At 75.5% G+C, this 21,722-nt stretch carries 1 protein-coding gene and 1 pseudogene; both read right to left on the bottom strand.

Annotated features, from left to right (window positions below):
* Nucleotides 1–867, bottom strand: a pseudogene (locus tag ACFVFS_RS35385) (hypothetical protein); the annotation flags it as partial.
* Nucleotides 868–973: 106 nt separating this feature from the next.
* On the bottom strand, nt 974–21,670 hold the full coding sequence (locus tag ACFVFS_RS35380; protein ID WP_380629008.1) for an EndoU domain-containing protein: 20,697 nt from the start codon (nt 21,668–21,670) through the stop codon (nt 974–976).
* Between the last annotated feature and the right edge of the window lie 52 nt (nt 21,671–21,722).

Raw genomic sequence — 21,722 nt, 5'->3', positions numbered from 1 at the left:
CTGCTGGCCCCCGGCCGGCGGCGGGGCGGGCTGCTGGCCGGTGGCGGGCGGCGCGGGCTGCTGCCCCGCGGCCGGCGGGGCGGGCTGCTGGCCGGCGGCCGGCTGCTGCACGGTCTTTCCGCCGCCGCTCTGCTGGTTCGACGAGCCGCCGCCGGTGGACGACTTCCCGGCCGGAGCGCCGCCCGACTGGGTCCCCTGGTTCGGCTGGGTGCCGGATCCGGGGACGAGCGGCACGGCCGCCTCCGCCGGGACGCCCGGGGGGAGCGCGATCCCCGGCACGGTCTCCCCCGTCGGCGCGGCCGCGTCGGTGGGGGTCGGGGTCGGGACGCCGGTCACCGGCGGGTCGGTCGGCGCGGGCGGCACCGGGACCTCGCCGATCTCCGGACCGTCGACGAGCTGGTGGTCGGCCTGGTTCACCCCGCGGCCGTCGCCCTTCTTGTCCTTGGCGCCGTCGGCCCCGTCGGTGATCAGGAACGGCAGGCCCATCAGCACCACGCCCGCCGTGGCGGCGGCGACCAGCGCGGGCCGCCTGAACCGCCGCCGACCGGGCTCCTCCTCGGGGTCGTGGCCGTCCGGGTACTCCCCCTCCACGGCGACGGGCTCCAGCGCGCCGGGCTCCTCCCCCGGACCGTAGTCGGGCTCGGCCTCCGGCAGAACGGCCGGCTCCGACGGGGTGGCCGGCCCGTACTGCGGCACGGCGACCTGCTCGGTCGGCGCCTCCGCCGTCACCGGACCGGTGGCGGCGGACACCGACGCGGCGGACACGGCCGGAGCGGCCGCCTCCTCCTCCATCTCCCAGTCCATCGACGGCAGCTGGATGCCCGTCTCCCCACCCCGAGCCCCGTTCCCGCCCGTACTCGTGCTCACCGCAGCTCCTCGGCCTCGCCTGGCGTCCCCTGTCGACGGGACCACCGGGCCGACAGGACCCCGGGTGCTCCCACTCCCTCACTACGGCCCGGCCCCACCGGACGGTTCACCCGCCTCCACCGGAGCCGTTCGGCACCAGTTGCCGGAAGACGTCCTCCGCCAACCCCTGCTGCGGGCCCGGGTTGGAGGACGGCGCCCGGTTCGGCTGCGGGACCGTGCGGTCGCCCGGCACCGGCGGCGGCACCTGACCGCTCGGCACCGGCGGCGGCACCGGCACGGGCGGCGGTACGGGCACCGGCGGCGGCACCTGACCGCTCGGCACCGGCGGCGGCACCGGCACGGGCGGCGGTACGGGCACCGGCGGCGGCACCCGACGGCCCGTCACCGGCGCCTCCGGCGGTGGCTCCAGCCGGAAGTGCCGGACGCTGTCCCGGGCGATCCAGATGTCCTCCGGCCCCCGCGGGCCCTCCACCCGCCGCACGAACCCGCCGGCCACCCGGACCTCCACGTCGACCGCCCGGTGCAGTCCGCCCAGGAGCCGGCGCACCCGGTTCTCCAGCGCACCGCCCTGGTCCCGGAGCTCCCGGGCCGACCGGGCGGTGTCCCCGCCCGGCTCGGTGTCCAGGGTGATCACGATCCGCGGCACCTGTCCCGCCGCCGTGCGGCGGATGCCCCGCTCGACCTCGGTGAGCAGGCCGTCCGGCTGGTCGAACCGCTCGGCCTGCAGGTGGATCACCCGGCGGCTGTCGCCCGGCGGCGGGAACCGCAGGTCCTGGGTGGGCTGCAACGGGAACTCCCAGTGCGCGGTCACCAGCCCGGGGTCCGGCTCGGGACTGTCGGCCCGGCCGAACTGGCGGGCCATGTCCTGGAGCTTCCGCCGCTCCTCGTCCGTCACCCGCCCGCCCTCGGACAGGGCGCGGAGGCGGTCCAGCGCCTCCACCCCGGCGCCGTCGGGGTCGGCGGCCAGCCGGAGCAGCCGGTCCAGGCCCCGCAGCCACCGCCGGGTCTCCGGGGTCGCCGTCGCGAGCGCGTCGGGGAGCAGGGCCAGGGCCGTGCGGCCGGTCCGCAGCAGGTTCGCGCGGTTGTCCCGGTCCGTCGCGTCCAGCTGCAACGCCTCCGCGACCCGCTCCAGCGCCTGCGGGGAGGCGTCGCGCAGCCGGAGCTCGCCGTCGGGCGCGCCGGCGTGGAAGCTGAGGCGGCCCGGGACCGGTACGGCGGTCTCCCCGGTGTCGCGGGCCGGGATGTCGATCTCGACCGGCACGAACTCCTTGCGGACCAGCTGCTCATCGCCCTTCCGGTAGATCACCTCCACCTCGGCGAGGCCCCGGTACTGCGCCGTCGCGGTGCGGATCTTGGCGTTGTTCACGGGCTGGCCGGCCTCGGCCGTCGAGATGTCGCTGCGACGCTGGTAGGCGAGGTCGGCGTAGCCTCCCGCGCGCCCGCCCAGCTTCTGCTGCTCCGTCACCTCGAACTGCGCGCCGCCGGTGAGCCGGGAGCCGACCTGGAACGAGCGCTGGGCGCTGGTGCCGGACCCGACCGGGGCGGAGTTGGCGGGGCTGGCGTCGGCCACCGGGTCGGTCCGGTGGAACTCCAGCTCCGTGATCTTCACCCGCACCTCCACCCGGGAGTCGCCGGCCGGCCCGTCCGGATGGATCACGTGGGTCGCGTTCCCCGGACCGTCCAGCACGGTCGGCCCGACGCCGTCGCCGCCCGGGACGGGATGCTGGACGGGGGTGACCGGGCTGGTGAGCCGGCTCGCCAGCGCCACCGGGTCGAGCATGTTCTGCACGGTGCCCTGGAGCCTGTCCCAGGCCGAACGGCCGAACAGGTCCTGGGCGCCGGTCATCAGCTGCTGTTGCACGCCCGGGGTGATGCCCACCGAGCGCACCACGTCCGTGTCGAGCAGCCCGTACGTCCACACCCGGTCGGGCGGCCGCCGGACGGTGACGTCCGCCGTCAGGTGGTCGCTCAGCCCGCGCAGCCCCGCGCCGCGCGGGGCGTTCAGGGTGTCGAACCCGTCGGGGACGACGCCGTCGACCCGCAGGTGGGGCGGCGCCACCGGCCGCGTCTCGGCGGTCGCGACGACCGTCTCCAGCCCGAGGGGACGCCCGAAGTAGGTGTGCTTGACCCCGAGCCCCGACGCCCACTCCACCTCGAAGTGCAGCATCGCCTCCCCGGTGAAGACGCTTCCGGGCACCTTCGCCTTGGTGGTGTTCCCCGAGCCCACCCGGCTGCTGCGGAACTCCTGCACCTCGTGGCCGGTGGCGCCGGCCAGGGTGAGGCCCGCGTACCAGGTGCCGTCCGAGACGGTCGCGCCGAGGCGCAGCTGGTGGCCGGAGCCGCGCCCGCCGCCGGTCACGCCGTCGGCGGTGGTGTGGGCGTGCTCGGTCTGCACCCCGGTGTTGAACTCGGTCGTGGTGGTGTTCCCGGTGTGGGTCAGCCGCTTGACGGACGCGCCGATCCGGATGATCACATTGCCGTCCGAGACCACCAGCCGGCGACCGTTCATCATGCTCTTGAGCTGGTCCTGGAGGTTGTTGGGGGTCAGCACCTCCAGCAGCCTGTCCCGGACGACGGGCCGGTCCTTCAGCCAGTCGGCGACGCTCTTGTCGCCGAACCTCGCCGGCGAGCCGCCCGGTCCGGCGAGGACGGCCTCGCCGAAGTCCAGCGGCCGGCCGCCGGTGGTGGTGCGGACCGGGGCGTACACGTCGGTGACGACGTCGGACGAGCCGAGCACATGGGTCTGCCAGATGCGGTCCGGTGCCCAGACCCGGTCGGTCACCGCGCCGTACCGCGGCGCGATGACGTCCACGACGGCCCGGACCGGGGGGAGCCGCGTCGAGCCGTGGAGCAGTCCGGCGGCCTTGCTGGTGCGGATGTCCACCTGGAACACGGCCGTGGCCTCGGAGACGTCGCCGGTGACGACGTTCTTCCCCCGGCTGGTGGAACTGCCGGAGCTGTCCAGGGCGTACCCGGTCGACCGGTCGTGGCGGTAGAGGTAGTCCCCGGACATGCCGGCCTTCTGGCCGACCTTGCCGTTCACGTTGGCGTTCTCGGTCCAGCGCATCCGCTCGTCCTGCGAGATGCCGTGACCGGTCCGGTTCTGCGAGCCGACCTCGAACTCGGCGCCCGCCACCTCCCGCTGCCGGACGGGAGCGGCCGCCAGCCCGGCCCTGACCACGACCTCGGCCGACCAGGTCGGCCCGCCGACCTCCACCTTCAGCGTCCCGCCCCTGGTCAGCTGGGACAGGTTGGCCCTCAGCACCGCCGGCGCGAGGTCCTCCCTGAGCATCCGGACCACCTGCGGGGGCAGCGGCCCGTAGCGGTTCTCCAGCTCCCTGGTCACGTTGGTGACGACGGCCGCCGCCTGCCGCTGGTCGCGGAAGGCGACCACGGCGGAGGTGCCGAGCTCGGTGTCGCGCCGCCCGGCGAACGGCGGGTTCGGCGCGGTCGGGGCGGTGGCCGCGGGCGCGACCGCGCGGGTGACGCTGACGTCGGTGTCGAGCTGCCGGGTGACCGGCACGGCCGGCCCCCGCCCCTCCAGGGTCACCGTCAGCCGGGTGTGCGCCCGGTAGATGTCCTGCGGCGTACGGATCTTGCTGTTCCCGTAGAGCTTGTCGGCCGAGCCGTCCCGGACCGCGACGCGGACGCGCTTCTGGGCTCCGACCGCGCCTTCGAGGTTGGCCTTGTCCGCGGCGATGCCGCCCCGGACCTGGCCGACGGTGTGCTTGCCCGTCACCCGGCGCTCCGCCGTGAAGGTGCTGCTCTCGTTCTGCCGGCTGAGGTCGGCGCTCGGGCTGGTCCGGAGGTGGTCCATCCGCTCCAGGGTCGCGGTGACGGTCACCTTGACGCCCCGGTCGCGCAGCGAGTCCACCAGCGCGGACACCTTCCCCTGGTCGAAGGCGGAGAGTTCGACGGCGTCGCCGCGCGTCATCGCGGTGAGCCCGGCCGCCACCGCGGGCTGCGAGACGAGCTGCATCACCTCGTCCCGGATGTCCGGCCAGAGCGAGCCGTAGTACGCCCTCCCTGCCGCTTCGAGGTCGTTCCGCAGGTCGCCGAGCGGCCCGACGTCGCGGACGACGGCCGACTCCGGCAGGCCGTCGGCCAGCGGGTGCTGCCACTGGGCGGTGGTCGGCTCCTGCGGCCTGAGCTCCGACTGCGGGAGCAGCGTCCGGAACCCGACCGGCACGTCGACCGTCCCCAGCGTCCGGTCGCCCTTGCGGACCACCACCACGAGGCGGCCGTCCCCGTCGAGGATCGCGCCCGGCTCCTTGGTCTTGGTCGTCAGGCCGGTCTCCAGCGTCCGGCCCGAGATCCGGACGGTGTCTGAGCCCCATCGCTTGCCGCCGAACAGGCCGCCGTGCAGCTTGAGCCGCTCGTACTCGCCCCGCACGCCGCCCTCGACCTGCAGGAGGTTGTTCACCACCTTCTGCTTGACCCTGGTCAGCACGGACCCGGCACCGTTGTTGAACTCGGTCTCCTTGGTCGTGGCCGCCACGCGCATGTCGCGCTTGACCGCCACCACCTCGACCGTGAGCTTGGTCCCGGGGAGCTTGACGACCACGGACTCGCCGTTCGTCATGCCCTTGAAGTCCTGGTGCAGGCGGTTGTAGTCGAACTCGGCCACCAGCCGGTCGGAGAGCGCCCGGGCGTTCTTGCCGAGCGCATCCCGGGCGGCCGCGTCCGTGCTGAGGGCGTCGATGACGCCCGCCATGACCTGCCGGCGGGTCGGCTCACCCGCCCCCAGGTCGACCAGCGGCACGTTCCGACCGCCGTTGCCCGCGTCCCGCAGCCTCGGCGCGCCCGTGGCGTGGACGTCGAGCAGCACGTGGCTGCCGTGCAGCCGGGGCTCGGTCAGCCTGGTCCGGTCGGCGACGACGAGGTCCGCCCCGGTCCGCGGATCGATGAAGGCGCCGTGCTCGTCCACCGTCTCGCGCCGCGGCATGGCGACCTCGACAGGCGTCTCCAGGACCTGCCGGTTCTGCCGGTTCAGCGGGTTCTGCGGGCCGTCCTCGGTGCCCCGCGCGCCCTTCGGCTGGTACGCCACCTCCAGGTGCAGGGTGCCGCCGAAGACGGCGGTGGTCTCCGTCGTCTTGGCGCGCGAGAAGAAGCGCGAGCCGGTCGTCAGGCCGTCGCCGTTCACCCGGTCCTGCTGTCCCCCGCCGCTCAGGACGGCGCGGAACGCCTTGGTGATGTCGAAGCGCCCCTGGAAGCCTCCTCCGAAACGCCAGCGCCGGCTGCTGTCCGTACCGAGCGTCACCTGACGGTCGGTGCCGCTCTCGTACTCGAAGGCGGTCTCGGTCCGGCGGTGGGTCAGACCGTTCACCCGGCCCCGGAGCGTGATCGTGCCCTCCCGGGCGTCGGTGCCGACGGGGATGTGCAGGACCTCGCCGCGGGAGAGGGCCGTCACCTTGGAACGCAGACCCGGGCCGCTCAGGACGCTCTCCGCCAGGGTGCGGGCCAGTGTCCCGCGGTTCGCCGTCCCGGCGGGGAGGGCCTGGCCGATCCGGTCGGTGAGCCGGGTGACCAGGTCGCTGTCGGGCCCGCCGAGGCTGGTCACCATGTGCGAGGCGGAGAGCACACCGTCCCGGGCGACCGAGACCGGCGGCCGCGGGATCTTCCGCTCCCGCTCCTCGGCCTCCCGCTTCGCCTGCTCCGCCGCCTCCTTCTCCGCGGCTTCCTTCCTGGCCTTCTCCTCGGCCTCCTTCTCCGCGGCCGCCTTCTCCTCTGCCTCCCGCTTCGCCTTCTCCTCTGCAGCCGCCTTCTCCTCGGCCTCCTTCCTCGTCTGTTCCTCCGCCGCCTTCGAATCCTCGGTGGTGTCGAGCGGCTCCTCCCGCTTCCCCCGCTCGTCGTCCCGGCGGACGGCCGTGAAGCCGTCCCGCTCGTCGTGGTGGAGCTGGACGGGGTGGCCGTCCTCCGGGCCGAAGGTGAGCGGCTTCCCGTCCGGCTCGCGGACGTCCATGAGCGAGACCTTCAGCTTCAACACGCTCGCCGTGACGACCGCGAGCGCGTCCCGCACGACCGGTGAGCGCAGCTCCGCCCACTCCGTCGCGTCCCGGAGGAGCTCGGCGTGCACGTCCTCCCACGGCCCCACCTCGCGGCCGCCGCGTTCGGCCCACTCCTGGTAGCGCCGGTACGTCTCCCGTGCGACCTCGGGCTCGGTGGTCAGCCGTTCGACGATCAGCTGCCGCAGCCTCGTCTGCACGTCCGCCGGGTCGGGCACCTCGTCCCCGAACACGTGCCGCAGCACGTCCGGGTCGCCCTCGACGAGTGCGCGCAGCAGCGGCGAACCGGTCGGCGGCGTCCGCTCGTCCTCCCGCACGACGAGATGCTCGACGGGGCGCTCGACGGGGTGCTCGACGGGGTCGAAGGGACGCGGGCCCGGGACGTCCCGGCCGACGACGACCTCGCGGGAGGCGGCCGGCGGTCCGAAGGTCGCGCGGACCTCCCCGTCGTGATCGACCGCGACCAGCCGCAGGTCGTAGGTGTGGGCCAGCAGCGGGGCGAGCGCCCCGCCGAGCCCGCCGTCACCGTCGTAGTTCCCCGCCGCCAGGTCGTGCCGAAGGCCGCGCAGCCCGTTCGCCGCCTCGGAGGCCGACGGATGGTCCGGGCGGAAGCCGAGCACCACGGCGACCGGCAGGTCCGCGGCCCGGGTGGCCTGGAGGTACTCGGCGACGTCGTTCATCATCATCCGGTACAGCACCCACCGGGGCGCGTCCTCCGCCAGGCCGTGCCGCTCGCGCACCTCCCGGACGACGTCCGGCAGCGCGGTCGCGACGGCCTCCAGCAGCGCGTCCCCGCCGGGGACCCGCAGGACCGGCCCCTCGACGGTGTGGAGGAGTGTCACCGGCACGTGCTCCGGCGGCCCCGAGGGGGTGAGCGTCTGCGGGAGCGGCAGGTGGGTGGGAGCCGGCGCCCGGCGCTGGTCGGCGAAGGTCTGGTCGGGTGCCCCCTGGTAGTCGGTGATCCGGCCGTTCTGCAGCGTCACCAGGATCCGGACACCGGCGAACACCCCGTCGACCGGGTCGTTCGGGCCGCCGTCCGACCTGCCCGCGACCGTCCGGGCCGCGTGCCGGCGCTCCGCCTCGGTCCACTCGGGCGGCAGGCCGCGCCCGGCGTCCCCGGCGAGGTTCGGGTGGAAGTTCGGCGTGTACTCCGTCGGGTTCTCGTCCTCCTCGCGGCTGCGCGTCGGCGGGCGCTCGCCGGTGCCGGGGGTGAGCGGGGCGGCGAGCGAGGAGGTGTGCGGCCACCCCGAGGTGACCGGCGACTGCTGGTCGTCCGTCGGCCGGTGGACGAGGTGCTGCCCGTCCCGGGTGATGCCCTCGATCCAGACCTGGCCGGCCCGGCCGATCCAGTGCACGCCGCCGTCGGGCAGGTTCCTGGAGGCCGTCCGCTGCCCGTACGCCCGGTCGACCGTCTGAAGGGTCTGCTCCGGACCCCAGTCCGGGGGGTAGAAGGTGTGGGCCGTCTCGTCCGCGCGGCGGTGCCAGCGGGTCGGGAACTCGCTCAGCGGCGAGTTCGGCGCGACGGTCGGGTCCAGGAAGTAGGCGTGTGCCCGCAGGGTGCCGTTGCGGTGCTCCTCCGGCCGGGACCCGACGGACAGGCCGCGGTCGGCGAGCTCGTTCCGCGGCTGCCGGACGGTGTGGAAGCCGGAGAGCGTGTGCCGGTCGCCGTAGCGGTTCAGGTCGTCGACCCGGTGGCCGAAGGGGGCGGGCCGGGCGGTGGGCATCGACGTGGACGGTTCGAGCCCGTACTGGTTGTCGGAGGGCCGGAACCAGGTGAACTCGCCGGCCCGGATCTCGCCCTCGATCCGCACGCCGTTGTACTCCCCCGTCCACCGCTGGCGGACGTCGACGGTGCCGGTGAGCCCGTCGCTCCGCAGGGCGTGCAGGTACGCCTGCTTCGCCGCGTACACCGCGTCGTCCGCGGTCCAGTGCTCGGGGAACACCGTCCGGTACCGGCCGCCGGAGCGGCGGCCGTCCGACAGGCCGCCGACGTCCACCCGGTAGGTGCCGTTGGGGTGCTCCGAGCCGGGCACCGGCGGCAGCCGGCGGCGCCCGGAGGCGGGCGGCGCGGGCAGGTGCCCGCCCCGGCCGTCCGGCCCGTCCCACAGCGAGATCCGCAGGGCGTCCTCGTCGAAGGAGGCCCGCCGCGGGGGCGTGCCCGGGGGCGCCGCCTCCGGAGCGGTCCCGAACGCCCGGTCGAGCACCGCGCCGAGCTGGTCGAGGTTGTGCGGCCGCAGGGCCGTGTCCGGCCGGTCGTCGCCGCCGTCCGTCCTGGGGTGGGCCGCGTCGGCCGCGACCCGGCCGAACCGGTCGAGCGACGGGGCGGTCATCGTGCCGAGCAACGGGTAGACCGGGCGGGGCGCGGTGCCCGGCCTCCGGTACTCGTCGTCGAGGCCGAGCAGGTGGCCGACCTCGTGGGCGATCACCTCGGGTCGGCTGTTGAGGCCCCAGTTCCCCGCGTCCTCCTGCGGCTGGTCGTCCGCGAGCCGGACGGTGTGGTGCGCCTGGTCGGGTGCGTCGACGAACTGGACGGCCACCTCAAGTCGGCTGCCGTCGGGCAGCCGCTGGCCCCGGTCGTAGACCTGCCGGACGCCCGTCTCGGCGGTGACCCTCAGGTGTTCGAGGTCCCAGGTGCGCCGCACGCCCGTGCTCGACACCTCGGTGGTGTCCAGGTGCACCCGGACGGTCAGGACGGTCCGGGTGCCGCCGTCGGCGTCCTCCACCCGCTGGGCCTGGAAGCCCTGGATCCGCTGGGCCTGCAGGGAGGACAGGAACCTGCCCCGGGGCGTGGCGGTGTCGGGCGGCGCCACCTCGACCGTCCGCAGCACCCGGCCCGGCGGGGGCGGCGGGGCGGTCGAGGCCTGGTCGCCGTGGCGCTGCCCGGGCGCGGCGTGGAAGTCGCGGATCTGTCCGTTCTCGACCAGCAGCCGCATCCGCACGCCGGCGAACTCGCCCTCGACGATCGCGGGCGTCCGGCGGCGCTCCCGGAAGTGGTCGCTCGCCTCCAGCACCTGCTGGGCGGCGTGCCGGCGCTCGTCCACCGTCCATTCCCGGGGCAGGCCGAGGCCCCCGTGCGCCTGGGCCACCCGGTCGAACAGCCGGCGGTCGTAGCCGGCCTCCCCCACCCGCATTCCGGGGTCGGGGGGCAGGTCCTCGGGGTCGGGGAAGCGGAGCATGGGCGCCGAGTCGCCGTCCACGCCGTCCCGGACGCCGTCGGTCGCGGCGAACACCACGTCGAGCAGCTGCTCCCCGTGCTCCGGCTGGAACGCCTCCGGGAGGTCGAGCCGGCCGCGCCCGAGGTGCCAGTCGGCGTCCTCCGGCCGGTCGGTGAACTCCAGGGTCGCCCGCAGCTGCCGGGGGCCGTCGCCGTTCTCGAAGAGCGACTGGACGTGGTCGGTCAGCTGCGCCCGGAGGTCCCGGGCCTGATCGGGAGTCATGCCGGTGGTGTCGAGGTGGACGGCGAGCGTGAGCAGGTGCACCTCGTGGCCGCTGTCGAGCAGGCCCCAGCGCGCGCCGTACCGGACGCCGTCCAGGACGAGCTCGGCCTCGTCCGACAGGAAGAGCTGAGCGGAGTCGGCCCAGTCCCGGGTGCTGCGGTCGGACCGGCTGTCGGCCGGAGCGTGTCCGAGGACCTCGCCCGCCTGGGAGATCCCGGTGATCGCGACACCGTCGTGGACGCCGTACCAGCGGACCCGGCCGTCGCCGAGGTCGAGCCGCCGCTCGGGGTTCTGCGCGACCGCGTGGACCGCCTCGTCGATCCGGTCAGCGTCCCAGTGCCCGGGGTAGCCCAGCGGCCCGCGCGGGTCGGCGGACACCCACCAGCGGGACGGGAACCGGCTCAGCGGGGACCCGGGTTCCACGGAGGCGTCGAGGTGGTGAACGGTCAGCTCGCGGACCCCGTTGCCGCGGACGCCCTCCTGGGACATCTGCCGGTACCCGCCCGGCCCGTCGCGGAACGGCTGCTGTTGCCGTACCTGCGAGGTGTCCTCCCGGTCGGTGAGCGGACGGGCCTCGTGCTCCTGCTGGCCGGTGTCGGCCGTCGGCAGGTCGTCGCGGACGGTGACCTGGGTGTCGGCGTCCTCCGGACCGAAGCGGCCGATGACGTCTCCCGCGTCGTCGATCGCGACCAGCCGCCGCTCGAAGGCGTGGGCCAGCAGCGGGCCGAGCGCCCCGCCGAGCCCGCCGTCGCCCTCGAAGTCGCCCGCGGCGAGGTCGTGCCGCAGGCCGCGCAGCTCGTTCGCCACCGCCGGGTCCGCCGGCCGGTCCGGGCGGAAGCCGGCCAGCACGTCGAGCGGGAGCCGGTCGGCCGGGGTGCGCTGGAGGTACTCGGCCACCTCGGCCATCATCAGCCGGCGCACCACCGGCGGCGGGGCGCCGTCCGGCAGCCCGTAGCGCCGGAGCAGGTCGCGGACCAGGTCGGGTGCCGCGTCCGCCACCGAGTCCAGCAGGGCGGTCCCGTGCGGTGCGGCGAGCACCGGCCCGTCGACGCCGGACACGACGGTGGTGGGGGTGTGCAGGTGGAGGTCGACGGGGCTGTCGAGGGACGGCTGCGGGGGGACGTGCAGCTGCGGCATGTCCCACTGGTCGCGGGTGCCGCCGACCTCGACGATCACCCCGTTCTCCAGGCGGATCCGCATCTGGACATCGCCCATCGGCCCGACGACGGTGCCGTTGTCCACCGGGCCGAAGAGCCGGCGGTGCTGCTCGACGACCGCGACCGCCGCGTAGCGGGTGTCGTCGGCGGTCCACTGGCGGGGCAGGCTGCGGTCCTGCGGGAGGGCGCGCGGGTCGGCGGCCCAGGCGCTCTCCGCGAACCTCGGCCGCAGGCTCTCGATGTCGAAGGCGGGCCGCACGGCGGGCGGCTGCTCGCCGGGGCGCAGCGGGCCGGGCTCGCGAAGGTCGGCGGGGACGTCGGGCCGGCCCACGTCGTCGAGCAGTTCGTCGCGGGTGAGCACGTGGTTGCCCAGTTCGGCGACCGTCGTGTCGAAGACGTCCCGCCGGTTGGCGACGGCCAGCGGGCCGAGGACGTCCGCGAGGACCGGCCGGACGCCGGGGCGCAGCGTGACGGTGGAGTACGCGCCGGCCGGGCCGTCGGCCTCGGCGAGGATGACGGTGACCAGCGTCCTGGGCGCGGCACCGCCGGGCTGGGCCTGCTGCACCCGGCGGCGGACGAAGGTGTCGACGCTCTGCCGGAGTTCCCGGTCCGCCGTCTCCCGCTGCTCGGGCGTCATGCCCGCCTCGGACTGCCGGTGCACCCGCAGAGTGATCTCCAGGCCCTCCTGGCCGGAGTCGAACACCGACCGCCGTACGGACACCGGGCGGCCGTCCAGCAGGATCTCGGCCGGCTCGGAGTCGGCGTACACCCGGGCGTCGTCCCAGCTGGTCATGGGCTGGGCGGCGGCGGGGCGGTGGGCCAGGTGCCGGCCGTCCCGGGAGACGCCCTCGATCCGGACGCCGTCGGACTCCCCCACCCAGTAGTAGGTGCGGCCGTCGTCCTGGTAGGTCCGGTGCTCGGCGGCTTCGTGGGCCCGGTCGACGTGGGTGAGCAGTTCCACGGGGGTCCAGGTGCGCGGGTACATGGTGCGCAGGCCGTCGCCGTCCACGGCGGTGCGCCAGCGGGTCGGGAAGTGGGCCAGCGCGGAGCTCGGCGCGACCGTGGGGTCCAGGAAGGACACCCGGGTGTGGTAGGTGCCGTTGTGGATCGGTTCCGAGCTCGCGTCGATGACCGCGCCGTGCGCGCGCAGCGTGCTCGCCGGGTCCGGGGTGACGGCCGGGTCCAGCTCGTGGTGCACGCCGGTGAGGTTCTGCCGGTCGCCGTAGCGGGCGATGTCCTCGGCGCGCTGGCCGAAGGCGCCGAAGCCCTGGCCCTGTCCGGGATGGTCGACGGGCAGCGGGTTCGGGTGGAAGGGCTGGGCGGGGCGCTGCGGGGCGTTCGGCGGCGGCACCTGCACCGGCTGGGTGTCCGACGGGCGGAAGGACAGGAACGTGGTGCCGTGGAGGTCGCCCTCGATCCGGATCCCGGCGTACTCGCCCGTCCAGTGGCGGCGTCCGGACCCGAGGTCGGTCACCCCGCCGGTGCGCAGCGCGTGCAGGTAGGCCTGCTCGGCGGCGTAGACCGCCTCCTCGTCGGTCCAGTTGCGGGGGAACATCCGGCGCTGCCGGGGCGGCTCGGGGGGCGGCGGCGTCATGGTGATCAGGTCGCCGGCCTTCGCCGGGCCGTCGACGAGGCGCCCGCCGGGCCGGGGGGCGGGGGCGGGGGGCGGCGCGTACTCGGCGACCACCACGCCGTTCTGGAACTGGCCGATCACCCGCTCGGGCCCGGTCCGGTCGGAGCCGGCCGGGGGCAGCAGGTGGCCGCCGGGGGTGCGGTGGTCGCCGTGCAGCGAGGACTGCCGGGCGATCAGGTCGAACGCGGCCCGGGGCGGGAGCCCGCCGGGGCCCGGAGCCGGCCGGGCGGAGCCGAACGACCCCTCGATCGCGGAGCCCAGCTCGCGCAGGTGCCGGGGGGCGAGCGTCGAGTCGACCTGGCCGTCGCCCCCCGTGTTCCCGGCGTCCTGGTCGAAGCGGAGCCGGCCGTGGTCGGCGAACGGGGAGGTCATCAGCGTGCCGTCGGCGTGGCTCGGCCTGGCCCGCATCTCCCGGTAGCCGAGCGGCGTGCCGTCCTCGGCGGTGACCATCTGCTGGGAGCGCCGTTCCCGGTACTCGTCCGCCAGGCCGAGCAGGTGGCCGAACTCGTGCGCGACCGTTCGGTGGTCGGTCCCCAGCGCCCAGCGGGTGTGGTCCTCCCGGGTGCTCTCCTCCACGACCTCGACCCGGTGGTGCGCGTCCCCTGCGGCGTCGACGAACTCGGGGCGGACGACGAGCACGTCGCCGTCGGGCAGCAGGTGCCCGGTGTTGTAGAAGGTGTCCACGCCCTGCCGGGCGCGGATGCGCAGGTCCGCGACGGCGGCGGCGTGTTCCGGGGTGTTCGGGAGCCCGGAGGTGTCCAGGTGGATCCGGACCACGATCTCGGTCGCGGAGCGGCCGTCGGCCAGGGTGCCGCGGCGGGCCTCGAAGAGCCGGAAGCGGGTGGCCACGTCGGGGTGGAGGGTCACGTCGGAGAGCGGCCGGACGAGCACCGCGTCGGTCACCTGGTGGAGCTCCAGGTGGGGCGGCGTCGGGTACTCCTCGGCGTGCGGGGTGCCGTGCGCCGGACCGTCCCCGGAGGGCGACCCCTCCATGTCGGCGTCGTCGTCGTAGAAGAAGGAGTAGTCCGACCCGCTGTCCTCGTCGGAGCCCTCGTGCCCGTCGCCGTCCTGGGAGGCGTCGCCGTCCTCGGAGCCCTCGTGCATCGGCACGTCGCCGTCACCCCCGGCGGCGGGGTGGTGCAGCACGTGCGGCGAGCCGCCGGGGGCGGGCGTCGGGCGGTTGAGCTGGGGCGGGAAGACCGGGTCGCCGAGCACCCTGACGCCGGTGATCCGGTAGCTCGCCCAGTCGCGGACGATCTCCAGGTCGATTCCCCGGTACCTCCTGGTGCCGACCACCGTGGGGGGCGTGGCCGGGGCGTCGCCGGTCGCGGGCGTGCCCGGCACGTCGCGGTCGCGGACGAGGACCTCGCCGCGCGACACCGCCTGATCGACGAAGTAGCGGGCGTCGTCGCGGGACCAGGTGGCCGGCAGGCCGCCGGCCCGCGGGGTCCAGTCGGCGGGCAGGTCGAAGTTCCTCGGGTTCACGTCGCGGTCCGCCGTCGCCCGGCTGACGGTGGGGGGGCGTTCGTCCGTCCCGGGCGTGCCGGGCTCGCGCAGCGGCGGCGCGACCGGGCGCGGGTCACCGTGGGGTGTCCAGCCGGCGGCCGGGGCCCGGGTGCCGGCGTACTCGACCAGGTCGGGCAGGTGCAGCGCCGGGTCGGCGAGGTCGGGCAGGAGGGTCCGCAGGTCGACGCCGCCGTCCGGGAGGTCCGCGGTGGCGTCCACGGTCCGGTGGCCGGGGCCGTCCTGGTCGGTGAACTCGACGACCAGCCGCACCAGCGGGCCGTCCGGGTCCCGGTGGTCCGCCGCGTACCGGTCGGCGGCCTCCTGCACGGCGGTCCGGTAGGCCTCGATCCGCTCGGGCGCGGTGCCCTCGGGGAAGCGCAGCCGCACCGGCGCGGTGAGCTCGACGCCCTCCTGCCCGGCGGCGAAGCGGACGTGGCGGACCGTCACCGCGGCGTCGCCCGGGCCGTACTCGACCCGCTGCGGGGTGGACCGCTCGACGATCTCGTCGGTGCGCCACCGGGTGATCGGCTGCTCCGCGGCCGGGCGGTGGACCAGGTGCAGTCCGTCGCGGGTGATGCCCTCGATCCGCACGCCGCGGGCCTCGCCCACCCAGCGCTCGGTGCCGGTGCCGGGCGGCTGCGGGTCGCGCCGGGCCGCGTAGGCCTCCCGGACGGCGGACAGGACGTCGGTCGGCGTCCAGTGGTCCGGGTACATGGTGTGCGCGTCCGCGTCGGTGCGGCGGTGCCAGCGCGTCGGGAAGCCCGCCAGCGGCGCCTGCGGGGCGACGACCGGGTCGAGGAACCAGACCCGGGCCCGGTAGGTGCCGTTGTCGTTGGTGTGCAGCGGCGCCGGGTCGACCCGGATGCCGTGGGCGTCGGCGACCGCCTGGGTGGGCCGGCTGTGGAGGCCGGTGAGGGTGTGGCGGTCGCCGAACAGCGCGTGGTCCTCGGTGCGCAGGCCGAACTCCCGGGGGCCGCGGCGCAGCGGTTCGAAGGCGGGCGTGACCAGGCCGCCCTGGTCGTCGGAGGGGCGGAAGGAGACGAACTTCCCGCCCTTCACCTCGCCCTCGATCCGCACCCCGCCGTACTCGCCGGTCCAGTGGTAGGTACCGTCCCCGCCGACGACCCGGCCGGTGCGGCGGGCGCTGTGGTAGGCCTGCTCGGCCGCGTACACGGCGTCGTCCGAGGTCCAGTGCTCGGGGAACATGGTGCGCTCGGTACGGCGGGGGCGCACCCCGGGGGCGGTGCCGAGGTCGTCGGCGGACGCGCTGCGGCGCACCGCGTCGGACCCGGTGACCTCGACCCGGAAGGTGCCGTTGCGGTGCTCCGAGCCGGCGATCCGGCGCGGCCGGGGCAGGTCGGAGCCGGGCGGCGGGGAGAGGTGGCCGCCGTCGCCGCGCGGAGGGCCGTCCAGTGCGTCGCGCCGGGCGTCCCCCCCGAAGACGGCGCGCGGCGGCACCCCGCCGGGCGTGGCCGGGCGGCCGGGCGCACCGAGCGCGGAGTCGAGGACGGAGCCGAGGTCGCGCAGGTAGCGCGGCGGCAGGCCGAGCGCGGGGCGGATGCCCTGGCTGGTGCCGTCGCGGTCCTGGTCGATCATGAACTGGCCGAACCGGTCCTGCTCCTGGGCGGCCATCAGGCCGCCGTCCTGGGCGACCGGACGGGGGCCGAACCGGGCCTCGCGGTACTCGTCCGGCAGGCCGAGCGCGTGCCCGAGTTCGTGGGCGAGGACCCGCTCGTCGGTGTCGAGGGTCCAGTCGGTCATGGACTCGCGGTCCGTGGCGGGGTGCAGGGCGACGGTGTGGTGGGCCTCCTCCGGGCTGTCCACGAAGGTCACCTCGACGCGCAGCAGTTCGCCGCCGGGCAGCCGCTGGCCCCGGTTGAAGTGCTCGCCGACGCCGCGCCTGGCCCGGTCCTGCAGGGCCTGCACCCGGGAGTCGAGGTCGGGCAGGGCCGCACCGGCCACCCGCGAGGTGTCCAGGTGGAGCCGCAGCCGCAGCACGGCCTCGGTGTCCCCGTCGGGCAGCCTGACCCGGTCGGCCTCGAAGGACTGCCAGCGGCGGCCGGACAGCTGGTTGCGGAACGCGTCCGCCGGCGGGCGGATCTCGGCGGTGGCGAGGATCCGGCGCGGGCCGGCGTCCAGGAGCGGCGGCGGGGTCCCGTCGCCGGCTCCGAGGGCCCGGACCTCGGTGATCCGGCCGTCGGCCACCACGACCTCGACCACGGTTCCGGCGACGGTGCCCCGGGCACGGCGCGGTACGGGCTGCGCGGGGTCGAGGAGGTTCCGCCCCGGGCTCCCGTCGCCGACCGCGACCGCGTGCGCGGCGTACCGGGCCTCCTCGGACGTCCAGCCCGGCGGCAGCCCCCGGGGGGACCGGTCCCACGCCTCGTCGGTGAAGCGGGGCCGCAGGGTCGGCAGGATGTCGGCCAGCCCGTCCGTGGTGCGCGGCGGCGGACCGGCCGGCAGGGGCGCGCCGGGCTCGCGGAGGTCGCCGGGGACGAGCGCGGCGCGGAAGCCCTCGCCCGCCGGCGGGGCGAGGCTCGTCGCCACGAGCTCCAGGTCGTGCTGGGCGCCCGCGTCCAGCAGCGGTCCCAGGTGGTCGCGCAGCACGGGCGCCGCACCGGCCGTGACCGGCACGCTGGAGAACGCCCCGGCCGGGGTGTCGGTGAACTCCAGCCGCAGGGACAGCGGGGTGTCGGAGGCCTGCCTGCGGACCAGGTCGTCGGCCGCGTCCTGGAGCTGCCGCCGGTACGCGAGCACGTCGGGGCCCGCCATGCCCTCCCCCGGCGTCAGGTGCAGCCGGACGGTGAGCTGGACGCCCTCCTGCGTCGTGTCGAACACCGCCCGCCGGAGGGACACCGGCCGGCCCGCCCCCACGGTCCGGGTGACCGGCGGGGAGTAGGCGACCACCCGGTCGCCGTGCCACTCCCCGTACGTGCCGGCCCGCCAGACGGGCTGCCGGTCGGTCGGCCGGTGGACGAGGATCCGCCCGTCGCGGACCAGGCCCTCGATCCGGACGCCGTACGCCTCGCCGACGATGTGCTCGGTCCGGCCGTCCGGGAGCGGTATCACCCGGCGGGGCTCGCCGAACAGCGCGTGCTGCGCCGCGTAGCCGGTCTGCGCGGGCGTCCAGGCCTCCGGGTAGCGCATCGGCGGCGGGCCGTCCGCCGGCCGGTGCCAGCGGCTGGGGAACTCGGCCAGCGGGGAGTCCGGCGGCAGGGTCGGGTCCAGGAACCAGACGTGGCCCCGGGAGGTCAGGTTGGGGTGGAGGCTCTGGGGGTCCGGCGCCGCCGTGTGGATGCCGAGCGCGCTGCCCTCGGCGCCGTCCAGCACGTGGTGGACGCCGGTCATCGCGCGCCGGTCGCCGAACCCGGTCCCGAACCCGCTGCCGGTCCCGGACGGCGGCACCGGCGCCGGCCGGTCCGGGGCGTACGGGGGCGGCGGCAGCGTGCCCTGGTCGTCGGCGGGCCGGAACAGGGTGATCCGGCCGTCCTGCTGTTCGCCCACGATCCGCACGCCCGCGTACTCGCCCTCCCACCGCGGGGCGGTCGGGGCCAGGCCGCGGCCGCGGGCGTCCGTGTAGGCCTGCTCGGCGGCGTACACGGCCTCGTCGGCGGTCCAGTGCGGCGGGAAGAAGGTCCGGCCCGGCTCCCCGCCGTCGGCCGACGGCGGCAGCTGCACGGTGCGGTTGGGGTTCTCGTGGAACTGCGCGTCCGCGTGGGCCTGCTGGACGGCGGGCCGGAACAGGTGGCCGTCCGCGCCGTCCCGGCCGCCCGCCCCGTACAGCGAGGCGGTGCGGACGGTCGGCCCGACGAGGGGCGCGGCCGGGCCGGCCGCCGGGCCGGCGGGCCCGTGGTCGGGGGTGAACGCCTCGTCGAGGGCCGTCCCCACCGTGCGCAGGCCGCGCGGCGCCGGGCCGGTGTCGACCCGGTCGGTGCCGCCCACCCGGTGCACCACCCGGGGCCCCTCGCGCAGGCCCAGCACCCGCCCGATCTCGTGGCCGAGCACGTTCCGGCCGGCCCGCAGCCCCCAGTCGCCCTCGTTCTGGCGGACGGTGCGGTCGTGCAGCCGCACCGTGTGGTGGGCGTCGGCCGCCGAGCCGGTGAACTCGACCCGCACCCGCAGGACGCTGCCGTCGGGCAGCCGGTGGCCGTTGTTGTACGCGTCGGCGACGCCCGCCAGGGCGCGGCGGCGCAGCGCGGCGACCGAGGGGCCCGAGCCCTCCGGCAGGGCCGAGTCGTCCAGGTGCAGCCGCAGCACGAGTTCGGTGGCCGGTTCGCCGGTCGGCAGGGTGCCGCGGCGGGCCTCGTACGGACGGAGCGGGGAGGGGGCCTCGTTGGCGGCGCGCGGGCCGGCGGGCGGCTGGACCTGCGCGGTGGTCCAGCCCGGCCGCAGGTCCGAGCCGCCGACGGGCGGGGCGACGGGCACGACCGGCGGCTGGTCGGCGTCCGTCGGCTGGGGCTGGGGCTGCTGCTGGCTCTGGTCCGGCTGGTTCTGGGGACCCTGCTGGTTCTGGGGGCCCTGCTGGTTCTGGTGGTCCGGCGCCGTGAGGTGGTCCGCGGTACTGGTGGTGGCGATGGGCGGCACCTGCTGCGCGGAGCCCGCGTCGGCGGTCCGCCGGCCGCCCGGGGTGAGCGGCGGCTCCGGCTTCGTGTCCCCGGCGGGCGGCTTGGCGCCGGCCGGCGGCTCGACGAGCGTCGTCTCGGAGTCGTTCCGTTCGACCCGGCGGAGCGTCTGCTCCGGCCCTCCGCCGGTGGAGGTCGTACGGGCGGCGGCGGTGGCGGTGGCCTGGTCCTGCGAGTGGGGCGGCGCGGACGCCTGCCGGGTGTTGGCGGCCTGCTGAACGTCCGGGGTCGAGGAGGTCCGGACCCGGGTCGGCTCCTGCGGCGGGGTCTGGCCGCCCTGGCTCCTGCCCGGCGCCCTGGCCTCGTTCTGGGCCTTGCCGTCGCCCGGGGCCTTGCCGTCGCTCTGCGTCCTGGGCGGCTCCTGCGCCTTGTTCTCGCCCTGGGTCCGCCCCTGGTTCGCGTTCTCCTTCGCCTGCTCCTTGGGCTGGTCCTTCCCCCGGCCCGGACCGTCGTCCTGGCTCTGCGTGCGGACGGTGTCGCCGGTCGGCGCGAGCGTGGCGTTGTCGTCGTCGTCCCGCGGGGCGGTCACGGCATCGCCGTCCTCGTCCCGCAGGCCGAGCGCGACGAGGTCCTCGTCGCTGAACACCAGGCTCGGGTGGATGTCGCGGAGGGCCTCGGCGAAGGCCTCGCCGTACCCCTCGACCTTGGCCTGCGAGAAGGCCTCGATGATCTGGCCGCGCAGCTGCTCGGGCGTCGGGTCCTCCCCGAAGGTGCTGTCGCCGAACGCTTCGCGGAACAGCCTCGCGTTCTCCTCCGCCGCGTTCGCGTGGCCCTTCGGGGAGCCGCCCGCCTCGCCGCCGCCGGCCTCGACCTGCGCGCCGAGCCGGGGCACCAGCAGCGGGGCCGGGTTGCCGGAGAGGTTGCTCAGCACCGACAGGATGCTGAGCGGGTGGTACGGCGGGAAGTACTTGCTGTCACCGGGCTTGACGTTGGCGTACTGCAGCTCCCGGACCCAGTCCATGTACCGCCCCATGACCGGGGAGGCCGCGTGGTGCAGACCGCGCGCCATCAGGCCCATGGCCATGCCGGAGCCGAAGGTCGCCAGGCTGGTGGTGAACTCGTGGTTCTCGCTGAAGAGCAGGTTGTAGAAGCCCTCGACCAGGTTGCCCTGAACGCCCTCCTTGAGCTGCTCGCCGACCGCGTAGCCGAGGTGGAACATCCGGTTGCCCTGCGGCATGTCCTCGGCGATGTCGACGAACCTGCGGGCCAGCGCGCCGACGCCGCGCTCGCTGAAGTCGCCGCTCACCTCCATCATGCCCTTGAGCCCGACGCTGAGCGCGGTGTGCTCGGCGGTGTTCTTGCCCCAGTTCTTGACGAAGAGTTCGCCGAAGTCCTTGCCGAGGGCCTTGGCCGCGGCCTCCCCGCCCTCCTTCTTCATCAGCTGGCCGAGGTGCTTCTCGAAGATCTCGCCCAGCCGGGTGGCGAAGCGGTCGGCGGCCTTGGCACCGGCCTTCTCGAAGCCGACCCGCAGCACGTTGTCCGAGGACTCCAGCAGCTTGCCGAGGTCCCGTGCGAAGGCCCGGGAGGCCTTCTTGTCCAGCCAGTTGGTGGTGCCCTCGGTGGCGCTCTTGCCGGCGGCCGCGCCGACCTTGCCCAGCGCGCCCTCGCCACCGGCGGCGACGCCCTTGAGGCCCGACTTCCCGGCGGCTTCGAGCGCCTCCTTCAGTGCCTTCCGGTCCCCGTTGATCATGAAGTCGGCCAGCTTGTCGGCCGCCAGCCGGCCGCCGTTGCGGCCGAGCAGCCGGCCGAGCAGCTTGCCCAGGCCCATGCCGATCAGGTTCAGCGGGCCGGAGATCACACCGCCGATGACACCGAACAGGACGGCCTGCTTGAGCGCCTCCTTGTCGATCTCCTTGCGGTTGCCCTGCCCGATCTGGATGCCCTGGATGACCAGGTCCATCGTCAGACCGCTCATGATCCCCGCGAAGGTGTGCAGCAGGATCGTCTTGAACAGGAACTTCATCAGACCCTTCAGCACCTCGCGGGTGAGAATGGTCTTCAGGGTCACCTCGGCGAGGCTGCCGCCGAAGGTGAACGGCGCCCAGAGGATCGCCAGCGCGATCTCCACCAGCAGCTGGACGAGCTGGGCGATGGACATCCACTTGCTGTACTCGGCGGCGGTGGCCACGTCGTTGGCGCAGTTCGCCAGCGCGTCGGCGGTCTTGACCGCCGCCGCGATGTAGTCCGACCCGCCGGTCTCCCCGATGAACTGACGCATCTGCTCGGAGAACTGCCGGGCGGACTGCCCCTCGAACTGCTGCCGCGCCTTGACCGCGACCTCGGCGATCAGCCGCCGCAGCTCGGGCAGCTCCTCCGCGAGCCTGCGGTAGGCGTCCCGCACCTCCCGCAGGTCCCCCTCGTTCACTTCCGGCCAGGGCATGCCGGTGACCTTGCTGAAGAAGTCGGCCGTCGTCTTGTCGACCGTGATGGAGGAGTAGGGCACGGGGTTCGGCCTGCCGTTTCCGGTTGTTCCAGGGGTACTTCGGTGCTGCCGC

Source organism: Kitasatospora sp. NPDC057692, assembly GCF_042799475.1.
Lineage (GTDB): Bacteria > Actinomycetota > Actinomycetes > Streptomycetales > Streptomycetaceae > Kitasatospora.
Note: the sequence above shows the minus strand (reverse complement) of the source record. Positions and strands in the feature narration are given on the sequence as shown.